The organism is Sphingomonas sp. Leaf5 (assembly GCF_001421155.1).
Classification (GTDB): Bacteria; Pseudomonadota; Alphaproteobacteria; order Sphingomonadales; family Sphingomonadaceae; genus Sphingomonas.
Genome location: NZ_LMJZ01000001.1, coordinates 278,750 through 293,732 on the forward strand (window position 1 = coordinate 278,750; position 14,983 = coordinate 293,732).

Annotated in this window: 14 protein-coding genes; 11 read left to right on the forward strand and 3 right to left on the reverse strand. The window is 67.4% G+C overall.

Going from position 1 to position 14,983, the window contains the following annotated elements:
- Nucleotides 1-124 precede the first annotated feature (124 nt).
- The 3 genes from ASE50_RS01280 (at nt 125) to ASE50_RS01290 (ending at nt 3,226) form a co-directional block, all read left to right on the forward strand.
- Nucleotides 125-1,951, forward strand: coding sequence for a methyl-accepting chemotaxis protein (locus ASE50_RS01280; protein WP_056394616.1), 1,827 nt, complete (start codon nt 125-127; stop codon nt 1,949-1,951).
- A gap of 37 nt (nt 1,952-1,988) precedes the next feature.
- A complete protein-coding gene (locus ASE50_RS01285) occupies nt 1,989-2,690 on the forward strand; it encodes a phosphatase PAP2 family protein (protein WP_056394619.1) in 702 nt (233 codons plus the stop codon).
- Nucleotides 2,691-2,776: 86 nt separating this feature from the next.
- Complete coding sequence (locus tag ASE50_RS01290; protein ID WP_156347241.1) at nt 2,777-3,226, forward strand: hypothetical protein; 450 nt, start codon at nt 2,777-2,779, stop codon at nt 3,224-3,226.
- A 45-nt stretch (nt 3,227-3,271) separates the two neighbouring features.
- On the opposite strand, the gene rnc is transcribed toward ASE50_RS01290, so the two are convergent.
- Both rnc and lepB read right to left on the reverse strand, forming a co-directional pair.
- Nucleotides 3,272-3,988: a ribonuclease III gene (rnc, locus tag ASE50_RS01295; RefSeq protein ID WP_082438713.1), complete on the reverse strand. Its 717-nt coding sequence runs from the start codon at nt 3,986-3,988 to the stop codon at nt 3,272-3,274.
- A complete protein-coding gene (lepB, locus tag ASE50_RS01300) occupies nt 3,937-4,758 on the reverse strand; it encodes a signal peptidase I (RefSeq protein WP_055995995.1) in 822 nt (273 codons plus the stop codon). Before lepB ends, rnc begins: the two co-directional genes overlap by 52 nt.
- A 114-nt stretch (nt 4,759-4,872) precedes the next feature.
- Here lepB and pgi point away from each other — a divergent pair, with 114 nt between their 5' ends.
- Both pgi and gorA read left to right on the forward strand, forming a co-directional pair.
- Nucleotides 4,873-6,381: a glucose-6-phosphate isomerase gene (gene pgi / locus ASE50_RS01305; protein WP_235512084.1), complete on the forward strand. Its 1,509-nt coding sequence runs from the start codon at nt 4,873-4,875 to the stop codon at nt 6,379-6,381.
- Nucleotides 6,378-7,727 carry a glutathione-disulfide reductase gene (gorA, locus tag ASE50_RS01310; RefSeq protein WP_056394625.1) on the forward strand — a complete coding sequence of 450 codons (1,350 nt, stop codon included), beginning with the start codon at nt 6,378-6,380 and terminating at the stop codon, nt 7,725-7,727. The genes pgi and gorA overlap by 4 nt, the downstream gene beginning before the upstream one ends.
- Before the next feature lie 72 nt (nt 7,728-7,799).
- Here the strand turns inward: gorA and ASE50_RS01315 are convergent, their stop codons facing one another.
- Nucleotides 7,800-9,065, reverse strand: a complete 1,266-nt coding sequence (locus tag ASE50_RS01315; RefSeq protein ID WP_056394627.1) for a dicarboxylate/amino acid:cation symporter — start codon at nt 9,063-9,065, stop codon at nt 7,800-7,802.
- A gap of 71 nt (nt 9,066-9,136) precedes the next feature.
- On the opposite strand from ASE50_RS01315, the gene glmM reads away from it, so the two are divergent.
- The 6 genes from glmM to folP all read left to right on the forward strand — a co-directional run bounded on the left by glmM (nt 9,137) and on the right by folP (nt 14,965).
- Complete coding sequence (glmM, locus tag ASE50_RS01320; RefSeq protein ID WP_056394629.1) at nt 9,137-10,477, forward strand: phosphoglucosamine mutase; 1,341 nt, start codon at nt 9,137-9,139, stop codon at nt 10,475-10,477.
- A complete protein-coding gene (locus tag ASE50_RS18070; protein WP_082438714.1) occupies nt 10,477-10,653 on the forward strand; it encodes a DUF1272 domain-containing protein in 177 nt (58 codons plus the stop codon). The genes glmM and ASE50_RS18070 overlap by 1 nt, the downstream gene beginning before the upstream one ends.
- A 171-nt stretch (nt 10,654-10,824) precedes the next feature.
- A complete protein-coding gene (gene thiD, locus ASE50_RS01325; protein WP_056394631.1) occupies nt 10,825-11,979 on the forward strand; it encodes a bifunctional hydroxymethylpyrimidine kinase/phosphomethylpyrimidine kinase in 1,155 nt (384 codons plus the stop codon).
- Nucleotides 11,972-12,565 (forward strand): ribonuclease HII, encoded by a 594-nt coding sequence (locus ASE50_RS01330; protein WP_056394633.1) that lies wholly within the window; start codon nt 11,972-11,974, stop codon nt 12,563-12,565. The genes thiD and ASE50_RS01330 overlap by 8 nt, the downstream gene beginning before the upstream one ends.
- Before the next feature lie 208 nt (nt 12,566-12,773).
- Nucleotides 12,774-13,889 carry a site-specific DNA-methyltransferase gene (locus ASE50_RS01335; RefSeq protein ID WP_056395593.1) on the forward strand — a complete coding sequence of 372 codons (1,116 nt, stop codon included), beginning with the start codon at nt 12,774-12,776 and terminating at the stop codon, nt 13,887-13,889.
- Nucleotides 13,865-14,965 (forward strand): dihydropteroate synthase, encoded by a 1,101-nt coding sequence (folP, locus tag ASE50_RS01340; RefSeq protein ID WP_235512086.1) that lies wholly within the window; start codon nt 13,865-13,867, stop codon nt 14,963-14,965. The genes ASE50_RS01335 and folP overlap by 25 nt, the downstream gene beginning before the upstream one ends.
- Nucleotides 14,966-14,983 lie beyond the last annotated feature (18 nt).

Here is a 14,983-nt window from a genome sequence, read left to right on the forward strand (position 1 = left end):
CATCTTCGCGTATCTTGGCCGAGAAAATGGTATCGCGAGATGGGCGTCCGAAGCGGTCCGGTCGGTGGCGACGGCCAAGGGACCGGCAAAGGGGATGGGACCGTTGATGCGGGTGCAAAGAGCGATGATCCGGTTTCGGGACGGCTCCACGCGCACGAAGCTGACGATCGCGTTCGGCATCCTGCTGGCGACCGCGATCGTGATGATCGCGCTGGTCGCGCACCAGATCGATTCGATCCACCGATCGGCGGACCTCAATCAGCAAAGCGCCAAGATCATCCGCCTGTCGCACATCGCCGAAAAGGGCGTGATCCGCGTCAACTCCCAACTGCGCGGCGTGCTGCTGACCGGCAATTTCGACTATCTCGACACCTATTACGAAGGGCGTGCGCAGTTCGTCGGGTCGATGCGGACCTTGTCGACGCTGGTCGACCTGCCGGAACAGCGCGCCTTGCTGCGCGACGCGGTCACCGCCTTTGCCGACTGGAACCGGCGTTACAGCGACCCGCTGGTGACGATGGCGCGCGAGCCGGGCGGGCGGGAACGAGCAGCGCAAGTGCTGATCGCGGCCGGCGCAAAGGCGCGCGTGACCTACATCAACAGGATGATCGAAGCGGTACGCGACAGCGAGGAACGGCGCATCGCCATCCGCGAGGCGGAATTGCACCAGACCATGAACCACGCCTTCATCGCGCTGGGCGGGGGCGGGATCGGCCTGATGGCGATCGCGGCGGCGATGGGATGGTTGCTGACACAATCGATCGCGGTCCCACTGGCGCGGCTGACCGGCATCGTCGACGCGCTGGCGCGGCGCGATTTCGCGGGGAGCGTACCGCCGGAGCATCGCAAGCGGCGCGACGAGATCGGACGGATCGGCCGGTCGCTGGAAGTCTTTCGCCTCGCCGGCATCGAGAACGAACGGCTGGAAGCCGAGGCGCGGCGGTTGACCGATGCCCATGCCCGCGACGCCGAGGATGCGGCCCGGCGCGTCCGGATCGATGCCGAGCGCGACCGCGATACCATCCGCATCATCGGCGCGGGGCTGGCGGCGATCGCACGGGGCGACCTGACCTTCCGCCTGCACGCCGGACTGTCGGGCGACGCGGCGGTGCTGAAACAGGATTATGATTCGGCGCTGGCGCAATTGGGTGGCTTGCTGGCCCGGGTCGACCAGATGGTGCGGGCGGTCGACTGCGAGACGCGCAGCGTCGTCGTCGTCGCGGAACAACTGACCCAGCGGACCATCGAACAGTCGGACGCGATCGGCGTGGTCGGCGATCGGTTGACGCAGGTCACGGCCCTGATCGACCGCAACACCGTCGGGGTTCGGCGGGTCGCCGAGGTTGCGCATTCGACCGGGCAGGCCGCCGAACAGTCGCGCCGGACGGTGGCGGAGGCGGTGCGGGCGATGGCACGGATCGACGAGAGTTCGGAACAGATCGGCGCGATCGGCGGGCTGGTCCGCTCGATCGCCGAACAGACGCATCTGCTGGCCCTCAACGCGCAGATGGAGGCGGCCCGTGCCGGCGCGGCGGGCAATGGTTTCGCGGTCGTCGCACGCGAAGTCAGTCAGCTCGCCACGCGGTTGCGGGTGGCGAGCCACGACATCGCCCAGTCGCTGTCGTCCGCCCGGTCGTGCGCGGTCGAGGGCGTCGATCTGGTCGGGGCGGCCAGCGGCAAGCTGGCCTCGATCCTGCGCGATGTGAAGGAGATGTCGACGCTGGTCACCGATCTGGCGGGCGCGGCCGAGCGGCAGGCGCGCGACGTGCAGGACGTGGACGGGCGGATGCGCGACATCGCCGGCGTCACCGAACGCAATGCGGTGGCCGCGGGCGAGGCGGGCGAGACGCTGGCCCGGTTGTTGACCGGGGCCGATGCGCTTGCGCGGTCGCTGGCGCAGTTCCGTATTCCGGGCGCGATCGAACCGGCGGCGCTGCCGGCCGCTGCCTGAAGCGATTGTACGTGGCGACGGGCGTCCGTTTCGTCGCGTGCCGCGTTCGGTCGGCATGGTCGATCCGCTGCGCCCCGAACCCCGTCCGTCCCGCCGGTTGCCATGGAGCATCATCGGCATCGCGATCGCCGGATGCCTGTTGCTGGTCCTATTCTTTCTGGGGACGCGGGTCGTGGAGGGCGATACCTTCGCGCTCGACCGGCGGTTGCTGCTGGCATTGCGCGGAAGCGATGGCGCACCGCTCGGTTCGGCACGTTTCGCGTCGATGGTGCGCGACGTCACCGCGCTGGGCAGTACGACCGTGCTGACGATCGTCATCGTCTTCGTCACGCTGCTGCTGGCCAGCATGGGGCGGTGGCGCACCGGGGCGCTGGTCGCGCTGGCCTGTACCGGCGGCATGCTTGCCAATGTGGCGCTCAAGCATGGGGTGGCGCGGGCACGGCCCGATCTGGTCCCGCATCTGATGACGGAGACGTCGAACAGTTTCCCCAGCGGCCATGCCGCCAATTCGGCGATCGTCTATCTGACGCTGGCGACGCTGGCATGGCCGTTGCTGCGGCGTCCGGCGGCGCGTGCCTTTGCGATGACGGCGGCGGTGCTGCTGGTCGTCGCGATCGGCGTCAGCCGGGTCTATCTGGGCGTGCATTGGCCCAGCGACGTGCTGGCCGGGTGGCTGTTCGGCGCGCTGTGGGCGATCGGGTGGTGGCGGATCGAGTTGCGGGTACTGGGTGGCCGGTAACGACGGAAACCTTTGCCACGTCGGGCGCGTGGGCGTAGCGTTAGCGCAAACAATATCGTCCGATGCGATAGACATAGGAGAGAAGCATGACGGCAAGGTTCGCTTTGGTCGCGGCGGCGCTGATATTCGGTGCGGGCGCGGCGCAGGCCCAGACCCCCGGTGGTGCTGCCCCGTCGACCGACGGCCGGCTGGGCAACGATACGTCGCGCAGCGCCACCAGCGATCGCGATCAGCAATTCGCGCTCGACAATCTGCGCGACGAAGCGGGCACGACGACCAATGCCCGACCGACGCGGCGTAACACCAATCGCATGGTTCCGGCCGTCGCCGCCGATCTGCTGGTCGGTGCGAACGTGTATGATTCGTCGGGCGCGGCGCTCGGCACGATCGAGGCGGTGAAGCCCGAGGGTGTCCAACTGCTGTCGGGCAGTTCGCGGGCGATGATCCCGGCGGACGTGTTCGCGGTCAAGGGCAACCGGCTGATGCTGAACGTGACCAAGGCCGAATTCGACAAGCAGACCGGCGCGGCGAAATAAGGCGACAGGGCCGGGCGCTGTCCGACACCGGGCAGCGGGACCGGCCTATCCGCCGAGTTGCGCCAGCATTGCCTTTGCCGCCGCGGTCTCGGCTTCCTGCTTCGACGTGCCGGTCGCCTCGACCGCGGCGAGTTTGCCGATCGTCACACGGACGGTGAAGCGCGGGGCATGGCCGGGGCCGCTCTTGTCGACGATCGCATATTCGGGCGGGCGGCGGTTATGAGCGGCAGCCCATTCCTGCAACGCCGATTTCGGGTGGCGCGGTACGCGCAGCTGCGCATCGATCCGCGACGACCAGAGGTTGCGGACCAGCGCGCGCGCGGCATCGTGGCCGTGGTCGAGATAGAAGGCACCGATCAGCGCCTCCATCACGTCGCCCAGCACATTGTCGCTGTCGCCCGCGCCATCGTCGCGCGCCTGTTTGCCGAGTTTCAGATGGGGAACGACGCCGATCGCCCGCGCGATGTCGGCACAGACCGCGCCGGTGACCAGCGCGTTGAACCGTTTCGAGAGCGCGCCCTCGCTTTCGGCGGGAAAACGTTCGTACAGCCATTCGGCGACCGACAGGCCGAGCACGCGGTCGCCGAGAAACTCGAGCCGCTCATAGGTCGCCTGCGCGGTGCTGCCATGGGTCAGCGCCCGCTGATATTCGTCGATGCGGGTCGGGGCGCGGCCCAGCGCCTGTTCGACCCAGCGGGTCAGGGCGTCGCTCAGAAGCCTTCCCCGATCCGGCTCCACCGTGCCGCCGAAACCCACGTCCATGGCAGCAGCCACTGCGCCGAGCCGTCGGTCGAGAAGAAGTTCACGACCGCCTTGCCCTCGATATTCTGGAGCGGCACGATGCCGATCCCGCCGCCTTCGCGCGCGGGGAAGCGGCTGTCGGCGCTGTCGTCGCGATTGTCGCCCATCAGGAACGCGTGGCCGGTCGGTACGGTGAACACGCCGGTATCGTCGGCTTCGGTCGTGCCGAGGTCGAGGACGTTGTAGCTCTTTCCGCCCGGCAGCGTTTCCCGGAATTGCGGATAGGCGCAGACCGGCTTTTCGGCGACGACGCGCTGGAATTCATACGCGCAGTCGGTGTTGGGCGACACCGGCACGACGAAATCGGGCATGCGCTGCTTCGAAATCGCCTTCCCGTTCAGGAACAGCTGACCGCCGCGCATCTGCACCGTGTCGCCGGGAATGCCGATCACGCGCTTGATATAATCCTGTCTGGCGGTCGGCGGTGCCTTGAACACCACCACGTCGCCCCGCGCCGGGGTGCGCGGCAGGATGCGGCCGGGGATCAGCGGCAGGTTCCACGGCAGCGAATAACGCGAATAGCCGTAATTCCATTTGGTGATGAACAGATAGTCGCCGATCAGCAGCCGCGGCTGCATCGACCCAGACGGAATCGAAAAGGGCGAGAACAGGAACGATCGGATGATGAACACCACGATCGCCAGCTTCAGCAGGAAGACCATCAGGTCCGCCCCTTCCGAACGCTTCGGCTTGGAGCTGGCGGGAGTCGCGGGGACGGTGTCGAGAGCCATGCTTCGCCCATGCGGGGGGCGGGGCGGGGCGTCAAGCGATTGGGTGACGATAGAAGGGTGTGGACCTGCCCCGGTCATCCGCCCTAGGGCAGTCGGCAAGTCAACCGACGACAGATGAGGCACGATATGGCGATGCAGGACTGGTCCGCGATCGAAGCGTTGAAGCAAACCGGGCTGACCGAACTGTTCGCGAACGACCCCGACCGTTTGGGCAAGCTGACGCTCGACGTCGGCGGCATCCATTTCGATTTTGCCAAGACGCATCTCGACGATGCCGTGCTCTCGGCCTTTACCGGGCTGGCGACGACGATGGAACTGGCCGCCAAGCGCGACGCACTGTTCAGCGGACAGGTCATCAACGTCACCGAGGGCCGCGCCGCGACCCACACCGCCGAACGTGGCGAGGGCAATCCCGAGGACGTCGCGCAGGCGCGCGCGTTCCAGGCGCGGATGCGGCAGGTGATCGACGCGATCGAGGCCGATGCGTTCGGCCCGGTCCGCCACATCCTGCACGTCGGCATCGGTGGATCGGCGCTCGGCCCCGACCTGATCTTCGACGCGCTGGGTCGCGACGAGGACAAGTACGACGTCGCGATCGTGTCGAACGTCGACGGCGTGGCGATGGAGGAGGCGCTCAAGGGCTTCGATCCGGCCGCCACGCTGCTGGTCATCGCGTCCAAGACCTTCACCACCACCGAGACGATGCTGAACGCCGGGTCGGCACTGGCATGGATGAGCGAAGGCGGGGTCGAGGACCCCTATGGCCGCGTCATCGCGCTGACCGCCGCGCCGGACAAGGCGGTGGAATGGGGCGTCGACGAAACCCGCGTGCTGCCGTTCATGGAAAGCGTGGGCGGCCGCTATTCGCTGTGGTCGTCGATCGGCTTTCCGTTCGCGCTGGCGCTGGGCTTCCAGGCCTATGAAGAATTGCTGGAAGGCGCGGCCGAGATGGACCGCCACTTCCGCCTCGCCGACCTGCGCGAGAACGCACCGGTCCTCGCTGCCTTTGCCGACCTGTATTATTCGCAGGTGGCAGGGTGCGAGACGCGTGCGACCTTTGCCTATGACGAGCGGCTGCGGCTGCTGCCGTCGTATCTGCAACAGCTCGAAATGGAATCGAACGGCAAGTCGGTGACGGCAGCCGGCGAGCCGCTCGGCCGCAATTCGGCGGCGATCACCTGGGGTGGCGTGGGCACCGATGCACAGCATGCGGTGTTCCAGCTGCTGCATCAGGGGACGCGGATCGTCCCCCTCGAATTCGTCGCGGTGGTCGAGGCGGGCGATACGCTCGACCCCGGCCATCACCGGCAGTTGCTGCTGAATGCCTTCGCACAGGGTGCGGCGTTGATGGCGGGCAAGCATAACGACGATCCGGCGCGCGCCTATGCCGGCGACCGGCCGTCGTCGACGATCCTGTTGCAGGATCTCGACGCCCGCACGCTGGGGGCGCTGATCGCGTTCTACGAAGCGCGGACCTTCGTGAACGCGGCGCTGCTCGGCATCAATCCGTTCGACCAGTTCGGCGTCGAGCTGGGCAAGGAAATGGCGAAGGCAGCCGATCGCGGTGGTCAGACGTTCGATGCGTCGACCAACGACCTTCTGGCACGGGCAGGACTTGCATGAGCGATTACGAGTACGACCTTTTCGTTATTGGCGCGGGATCGGGCGGTACCCGCGCCGCCCGCGTGTCGGCAGCGCACGGTGCGAAAGTGGCGGTGGCCGAGGAATATCGCGTCGGCGGCACCTGCGTCATTCGCGGCTGCGTTCCGAAGAAGCTGCTGGTGTACGGCGCGCATTTCGCCGAGGATCTGCGCGATGCGAACGCGTTCGGATGGGACGTGCCGGCGCAGTGCAACTTCAGCTGGCAACGGCTGCGCGACAATGTGCTGAGCGAAGTCGACCGGATCAACGGTGCCTATACCAGCACGCTCGAAAATCACGGCGTCGAGATCATTCATGAGCGCGCGACCGTCACCGGCCCGCATTCGGTGAAGCTGGCCAGCGGGCGCGAAGTGACCGCCGAACGCATCCTGATCGCGGTCGGGGCGCGGCCGGCGGTGCCCGACTGTCCCGGTTCCGAACACGGCATCACGTCGAACGAAGCCTTTCATCTCGACGCGATCCCCAAGCGCATCCTGATCGCGGGCGCGGGCTATATCGCCAATGAATTCGCCGGTGTGTTCCATCAGTTCGGCGCGCACGTCACCCTCATCAACCGCACCGACGTGATCCTGCGCGGCTATGACGAATCGATCCGCGACCGGTTGCTGCAAATCTCGATGACCAAGGGGATCGAGTTCCGCTTCCACGCTGCGTTCGAGGGGATCGAGAAGGGCGAGGATGGCTGCCTGACCGTCAAGATGTCGAACCATGAGCCGGTCACCGTCGACATGGTGATGTTCGCGACCGGGCGCGTGCCGAACACCGACGGGCTGGGGCTGGAGTCGGCGGGCGTCACGCTGGACGACAAGGGCGCGGTGCAGGTCGACGATCATGCGCAATCGACCTGCCCGTCGATCTATGCGGTCGGCGACGTCACCAATCGCGTGCAGCTGACCCCGGTCGCCATTCGCGAAGGACAGGCGTTCGCCGACCGGACCTATGGTGGCAAAGAAGTGACGATCGATTACGACTGCATCCCGGCAGCGGTGTTCAGCCATCCGCCGATGGCCGGCGTCGGCATGACCGAGGGCGAGGCGAAGTCGAAGCTGGGATCGGTCAAGGTCTATCTGTCCGACTTCCGCCCGATGAAGAACGTGCTGGCCGGGCGTAACGAACGCGCGCTGTACAAGATGATCTGCGACGACGTGACCGGGCGGATCGTCGGGCTGCACATGATCGGACCGGACGCGCCGGAGATATTGCAAGCGGCGGCGATCGCGGTGAAGGCCGGGCTGACCAAGGATCAGTTCGACCAGACCGTGGCGCTGCACCCGACGATGGCCGAAGAACTGGTGTTGATGAAGTAGGGGGGCGGAAGGGACGTTCCGGATCGCTGCCGCGAGCGGAACGCGAAAATCCTCCCCGTGCCGGGGAGAATTTCAGCCTTCCGCCAGAATCGCGTCGGCCTCGCTCATCCGTTCCCCGCCGACCCGCTCGCCGATCACCGTCGTCACCGCGACGTTCATCGTCACATTCCCCAGCGTCCGGACGATATCGGGCAGCGTCTCCACCGCGACCAGCAGCGCCAATGGTTCGACCGGCACACCCATCGCCACCGCGATCGGCGCGATCGAGGAAACGAAGCTGATCTGCCCCGGCAAACTCGCCGCGCCCATCGTCGTGATCGCCCCCGCCGCGATTCCCGCCGCGATCTGCCCCGCACCCAGCGGCACGCCGAACACATGCGCGACGTAGAGCGCGACGCCGAGGTTCATCGCCGGCCCGGTCGCACGGAACAACGCCACCGCCATCGGCAGCACCACGCCCGACGTCGCCACCGGTACGCCAAGGTCGCCCGATCCCTTCAGCATCGCCGGCAGCGACGCGAGCGAGCTCTGCGTCGAGATCGCGACGGCCTGTGCCGGGGCGGTGCCTTTCAGGAAACGGCCGATCGACACCCGTCCGCCGAACCGTGCGAGCGGATAGGCGAGCAGCCAGATCGACAGGCCGACGGTCATCAGCACCAGCACATAATGGACCAGTGCCCCGAACGCCGCGGTACCGGCGCGCGCGCCGACGACATACCCCAGCGCGAACACGCCGATCGGTCCCAGCCACAATACCCAGTTTATGACGATCAGCATCGTATCGGCGATCGCCTGGAACAACCGCACCAGCACATGGCGGTTGTCCTGCGGCAACCGCGTCATCGCAAAGCCGAACACCAGCGTGAACAGGATCAGCGGCAGGAACTGGTCGTTCGCCGCCGCCGATACCGGATTGGTCGGCACGATCGCGACGAGGAAATCGGTGAAGGGCGGGACCTTCGCGGCCGGGGCGGCGGTGCCAAACGTCGCGCGCAGCGCCTGTGCGGCGGTCTCGCCCAGCGGAAAGATGTCGAGCAGCGACAGCGTGACCAGCGCGCCCAGCGCCGACGATGTCCACAGGATGACGATGAACAGCAGCAACGACCGCGTCGCTATCCGCCCGGCCCGCGCCGCCTCCGCCGTCTGCGCGATGCCGGTGATGAGCAGCGCCACCACCAGCGGCACGATCGTCATGCGCAGCGCGTTCAGCCATGCGGTCCCGATCGGTTCGGCGATGGCGATGCCCGACAGTGCGGTGTCGGGTGATTGCCCGGCCAGCACGATGCCCAGCGCCAGCCCGGCACCCAATCCCGCCAAAATTCGTGTCGCCTGCGACATGCTCGCCCTTTTAACAAAGTGGCGGTAATAGCCGCGCCACGCAAAGGCTCAACCTGAAGGCGTATGGGACGATGGCAAGGAAATATTTCGGAACCGACGGTATCCGCGGGCTGACCAACGCGCGGCCGATGACCGCCGAGATGGCGATGCGGATCGGCATGGCGGCGGGCGCACATTTCCGGCGCGGCGATCACCGCCACCGGGTGGTGATCGGGAAGGACACGCGGCTGTCGGGCTATATGCTCGAAAACGCGATGGTTGCGGGCTTCACGTCGGTCGGCATGGACGTGGTGCTGGTGGGACCGATGCCGACCCCGGCGGTGGCGATGCTGACCCATTCGATGCGCGCCGATATGGGCGTGATGATCTCCGCCAGCCATAACCCGTTCCACGACAACGGGATCAAGCTGTTCGGGCCGGACGGGTACAAGCTGTCCGACGCCGACGAACTGGCGATCGAGGTGTTGATCGACAGCGAGATCGACCTGTCGGCACCGGGCGATATCGGCCGTGCCAAGCGGATCGAGGATGCGCGCGGCCGCTACATTCACTTCGCCAAGTCGACCTTTCCCGAAAATCTTCGGCTCGACGGCATGAAGCTGGTGATCGATTGCGCCAATGGGGCCGCCTACAACGTCGCCCCCTCCGCGCTATGGGAATTGGGCGCGGAGGTCATCGCGATCGGCGTGACGCCCAATGGCAAGAACATCAACGACCGCGTCGGATCGACTGCGCCGCAACTCCTGTCGGAAACGGTGGTCGCGTCGGGCGCGCAGATCGGGATCGCGCTGGACGGGGATGCCGACCGGCTGATCGTGGTCGACGAAGCGGGTCGGGTGATCGATGGCGATCAGTTGATGGCGACGATCGCCGCCAGCTGGGCACGCGCCGGACGGTTGAAGGGCGGCGGGCTGGTCGCGACGGTCATGTCGAACCTCGGCCTCGAACGGCATCTGTCGGCACAGGGGCTGGGGCTGGTCCGCACCGCGGTCGGCGACCGCCATGTCCTCGAAAAGATGCGGACGTCGGGATATAATGTCGGTGGCGAACAGTCGGGGCATATCATCCTGTCCGACTATGCGACGACCGGCGACGGCCTCGTCGCCGCATTGCAGGTGCTGGCCGAGGTGCGGCGCGCCGGTGCGCCGGCGAGCGAGGTGCTGCACCGGTTCGATCCGTTGCCGCAATTGCTGAAGAATGTCCGCTTCGCCGGCGGCAAGCCGCTCGACGATCCGCGCGTCAGGGAAGTTGTTGCCGGAGTCGAGGCCGAACTGGCCGGGCGCGGACGGCTGGTGCTGCGCGCGTCGGGGACCGAGCCGCTGATCCGGGTCATGGCCGAGGGTGACGATGCCGGCCACGTCGAACAGGTCGTCGATCGCATCTGCGACGCGGTGCGGCAGGCGGCGGCCTGATGCTGGACATGAAGCCGGCATGCGAACGCTGCGCCGCGCCGTTGCCGGCGGCGGCGCATGGCGCGTTCATCTGTTCGCGGGAGGACACGTTTTGCGCCGATTGCGCGGACGAACTGGATGAGGTGTGCCCGAACTGCCGGGGTGAGTTGGTCGACCGCCCGACCAGGCGCAAGTAAATCCTCCCCGCTCCGCGGGGAGGGGGACCAGCGAAGCTGGTGGAGGGGGGTATCCGCATACGGAACCGTTGCGTTGCGCGGCAAACCCCCTCCACCTTCCTACGGACGGTCCCCCTCCCCGCGGGCGGGGAGGACTTTTAACGGCTCCTTACCGCTGCTAACGCCACCCCCATGACCACACCCCGCATCCTGATCGTCGCCGGTTCCGACTCCGGCGGGGGCGCCGGTATCCAGGCGGATATCAAGACCGCGACGATGCTCGGCTGCCACGCCATGACCGCGATCACCGCGATCACCGCGCAGAACACGCTGGGCGTCGATGCCGTGCATCCGGTCCCGACCGACATGGTCATGGCGCAGATCGATGCGGTGGTCCGCGATATCGGTGTCGATGCGGTCAAGATCGGCATGATCGGATCGGCGCGCACCGCCCATGCGCTGGCCGACCGGTTGCGCGACCTGCCCGGCATTCCCGTCGTCTTCGATCCGGTGATGATCGCGACCAGCGGCGCGCGGCTGGCCGACGAAGCCACGGTCGCGGCGTTCGAACGGCTGATGGCGGTGGCGACGGTGGCGACGCCCAACCTGCCCGAACTCAAGACGCTGGGCGGGGCCGATGCGGTGCTGGGTCACGGCTGCGCGCTGCTGGAAAAGGGCGGGCATGGCGAGGGTGAGGTCGTGATCGACCGGCTCCACCAGCGCAAGGCGGGCACCGCGCCGCTGGTCGAATGGTCGGCACCGCGCGTCGACGGCATGGCGACGCACGGCACCGGCTGTACGCTGTCGACCGCCATCGCGTGCGAACTGGCCAAGGAATGGACGCTGGCCGAAGCGATCGGCCGCGCGCGCAGCTTCGTGCGGATCGCGATGCTGGGGGCCGACGAACTGGGGCGCGGGGCAGGGCCGATGGCACAGCAGGGGGTACGGCTCGACCTCAACCAGTCACGCTGGTCGCCGATGCTGAACCAAGTGACGGTGCCGGCCAATGACGTGCCGGCCAGCGAGCATTTCTACCGCCTGCTGGGCCTCAAACCCATCGTCCGGTCCAGCCGCCGCTATGCCCGGTTCGAGACCGAAGGGGGCGCGACCTTCTCGATCGAGATGACCGAGGAACGCAAGGTGCCGGCGGTCTATTTCGAGGTCGGCGATCTCGACGTCATCGTCCATTATCTGCGCGGGCAGGGCGTATCGTTCGCGCAGGAGCCGATCGACCGGCCATGGGGCTGGCGCGAGGCGCGGCTGTTCGATCCGGCGGGCAACGAGGTCTGCCTGTATCAGGCGGGCGAGATGCGGCGCTTTCCGCCATGGCGCATCGCCGATGCCTGACTGGAGCCACGAGGCGCGCCATGTCGGGCCGGTGGCGGGAGTGGACGAAGCGGGTCGCGGCCCGCTGGCCGGGCCGGTGGTCGCGGCGGCGGTGGTGCTCGACCGCGATTGCATCCCCGATGGCCTCAACGATTCGAAACAGTTGAGTGCGAAGCGCCGTGCCGATCTGCATGCCCGGCTGCTCGACTGCGCGACGATCGGCGTCGGCATCGCATCGGTCGAGGAAATCGACCGGCTCAACATCCTGTGGGCGACGATGCTCGCCATGGAACGCGCCGTCGACGCGCTGGGCATGGCGTGCGGCATGGTGCTGGTCGACGGCAATCGCTGTCCCAACTGGTCGCACCCGAGCGTCGCGGTGGTCGGCGGCGATGCGATCAGCCTGTCGATCGCGGCGGCGTCGATCGTCGCCAAACAGACGCGCGATGCGATGATGATCGCGGCGGACGTGGAGCATCCGGGGTACGGATGGGCGTCGAACAAGGGGTACGGGGCGAAGGTGCATCTGGAGGCGCTCCGGACGCTCGGCCCGACGCCGCTCCACCGCCGCAGCTTCGCGCCGGTCGCGCAGGCAATGCTTGTTTGAAATCCTCCCCGTGCCGGGGAGGATTTGCGACGAACGGTGGGCTACCAGATATGGAGTCTCACAACTGCTCCGAGACTCCATATCTAGCCTGCCGCGACTCGATTCGTCGCCGGAACGAATCCGGCACGACGCGGGAGTCAAGCATTCCCTCTTGACCGCGACTCGCCAATTCCCCGAAATGGAGCCGATTCAAGGGGGACTGGCGACGATGGTAGCGACGAAAATCCGGGCAAAGGCCCCCGCGACGGTCACGCTGCCGCTCGACCGCATCTTGATGGACGACTGCATCGACGCGATGCGCTCGCTGCCGGCGAATTCGATCGACTGCATCTTCGCCGATCCGCCCTACAATCTGCAACTCGGCGGCGACCTGCTGCGCCCCGATGGCAGTCAGGTCGATGCGGTGGACGACGACTGGGACAAGTTCGACAGCTTCGCCACCTATGACAAGTTCACCCGCGACTGGCTGGCCGAGGCGCGCCGCATCCTGAAGCCCGCCGGCACGATCTGGGTCATCGGCAGCTACCACAATATCTACCGCGTCGGGTCGATCGTGCAGGACCAGGGCTTCTGGATTCTCAACGACATTGTGTGGCGCAAGTCGAACCCGATGCCCAATTTCAAGGGCACGCGTTTTACCAACGCGCATGAAACGATGATCTGGGCATCAATGGGCGAAAAGGCGCGCTACACCTTCAACTATCGCCAGATGAAGACGCTGAACGACGAACTGCAGATGCGGTCCGACTGGGAATTTCCGATCTGCGGCGGGCCGGAGCGGCTGCGCAAGGACGGGACCAAGGTGCATCCGACGCAGAAGCCCGAGGCGCTGCTGTACCGCGTGCTGCTGGCGTCGACCAACCCCGGCGACGTCGTGCTCGACCCGTTCTTCGGCACCGGCACGACCGGCGCGGTCGCCAAGCGGCTGGGGCGGCACTTCATCGGCATCGAACGCGACGCGACCTATGTCGAGGCGGCGACGGCGCGGATCGAGGCGGCGCTGCCGCTCGACGAATCGGCGATCCGGGCGATGCGCGCGCCGACCAAGCCGCCGCGCGTCGCGTTCGGGGTGCTCGTCGAAAACGGCCTGCTGCCCGCCGGATCGATCGTGATGGATGCCAAGCGCCGGTTCCGGGCGACGGTGCTGGCCGATGGATCGCTGCTGTCCGATTGCGGCGCGGCGGGGTCGATCCACAAGCTCGGGTCGACGTTGCAGAATGCGCCGACGTGCAATGGCTGGACCTTCTGGCATAGCGAGGGGCCGAACGGGCTGACCCCGGTCGATGCGTTGCGCCAGCAATGGCTGCTCGCGACGCAGCCCTGATGTATCTGCGGCCGGTCCGCTTCGTCGACACGCCGATCGGGCTGCCCGATGGCGGCGCGTTGCGGTTGGCGGGAGGGATGCTGTGGTTCGCCGCCTATGAGGTGCGCGAGCGGGGTGGCGAGCGGACGATCGTCCCGGTCGAGGCGTTCGAGCCATGGGTGGCCAGCCTGTCGCCAGCCAAGGCCGAACGGGCGCGGCTGCTGCACCGGCGGATTACAGCGCCCCGTGCGCCCCTGATGCTCGGCGAGCGCGTGCTGCGCTTCGATCAGCCGCAGGTCATGGCGATTCTGAACGTGACCCCGGACAGTTTTTCCGACGGCGGACGCCATGTCGACGATCCGGCCGGTGCGGCCGCGGTCGGCGTCGCGATGGCGGCGGCGGGGGCGGCGCTGATCGACCTAGGCGGCGAATCGACCAAGCCCGGCGCGGCGACGGTTTGGGAGGGCGATGAGATCGCCCGTGTCGTGCCGGTCGTGGAGCGGCTGGCGGCGGCGGGGGTGGCGATCTCGGTCGACACGCGCAAGGCGGCGGTGATGGCGGCGACGCTGGCGGCCGGCGCGCATCTGGTCAACGACGTCGCCGCGCTCGCCTATGATCCGCGCGCGCTGGCGGTGGTCGCGGCCAGCGGATGCCCGGTGGTGCTGATGCATTCGCCCGCGCCTGCGCAGGGGCCGCACGGCGGGGACGGTTATCGCGATCCGCTGCTCGACGTGTTCGACTGGCTGGAGGCGCGGGTCGAGGCGGTGGTCGCCGCCGGAGTCGACCGGGCGAAGATCGTGGTCGATCCCGGCATCGGTTTCGGCAAGGCACTGTCGGACAATCTGGCGTTGGTGAACGGTCTGGCGCTGTTCCACGGCCTTGGTTGCCCGGTGCTGCTGGGTGCCAGTCGCAAGCGGATCATCGGTGCGCTGTCGAACGAGGCACCGGCCGACCAGCGGCTGGGCGGATCGGTCGCGCTGGCGCTAGCCGGGGTCGAGCGCGGCGCGCAGATCGTACGGGTCCACGACGTGGCGGAGACGGTGCAGGCGATCCGCGTCTGGCGCGGCTTGCGCGATGCGGCCTTGGTCGCGCCATAAGCCGTCCGCTATAGGGGC

Coding starts and splice junctions, on each gene's coding strand:
- ASE50_RS01280 (WP_056394616.1), top strand. CDS start 125: ATGATCCGGTTTCGGGACGGCTCCACGCGCACGAAGCTGACGATCGCG.
- ASE50_RS01290 (WP_156347241.1), top strand. CDS start 2,777: ATGACGGCAAGGTTCGCTTTGGTCGCGGCGGCGCTGATATTCGGTGCG.
- rnc (WP_082438713.1), bottom strand. CDS start 3,988: ATGGACGTGGGTTTCGGCGGCACGGTGGAGCCGGATCGGGGAAGGCTT.
- lepB (WP_055995995.1), bottom strand. CDS start 4,758: ATGGCTCTCGACACCGTCCCCGCGACTCCCGCCAGCTCCAAGCCGAAG.
- pgi (WP_235512084.1), top strand. CDS start 4,873: ATGAGGCACGATATGGCGATGCAGGACTGGTCCGCGATCGAAGCGTTG.
- gorA (WP_056394625.1), top strand. CDS start 6,378: ATGAGCGATTACGAGTACGACCTTTTCGTTATTGGCGCGGGATCGGGC.
- ASE50_RS01315 (WP_056394627.1), bottom strand. CDS start 9,065: ATGTCGCAGGCGACACGAATTTTGGCGGGATTGGGTGCCGGGCTGGCG.
- glmM (WP_056394629.1), top strand. CDS start 9,137: ATGGCAAGGAAATATTTCGGAACCGACGGTATCCGCGGGCTGACCAAC.
- ASE50_RS18070 (WP_082438714.1), top strand. CDS start 10,477: ATGCTGGACATGAAGCCGGCATGCGAACGCTGCGCCGCGCCGTTGCCG.
- thiD (WP_056394631.1), top strand. CDS start 10,825: ATGACCACACCCCGCATCCTGATCGTCGCCGGTTCCGACTCCGGCGGG.
- ASE50_RS01330 (WP_056394633.1), top strand. CDS start 11,972: ATGCCTGACTGGAGCCACGAGGCGCGCCATGTCGGGCCGGTGGCGGGA.
- ASE50_RS01335 (WP_056395593.1), top strand. CDS start 12,774: ATGGTAGCGACGAAAATCCGGGCAAAGGCCCCCGCGACGGTCACGCTG.
- folP (WP_235512086.1), top strand. CDS start 13,865: ATGGCTGCTCGCGACGCAGCCCTGATGTATCTGCGGCCGGTCCGCTTC.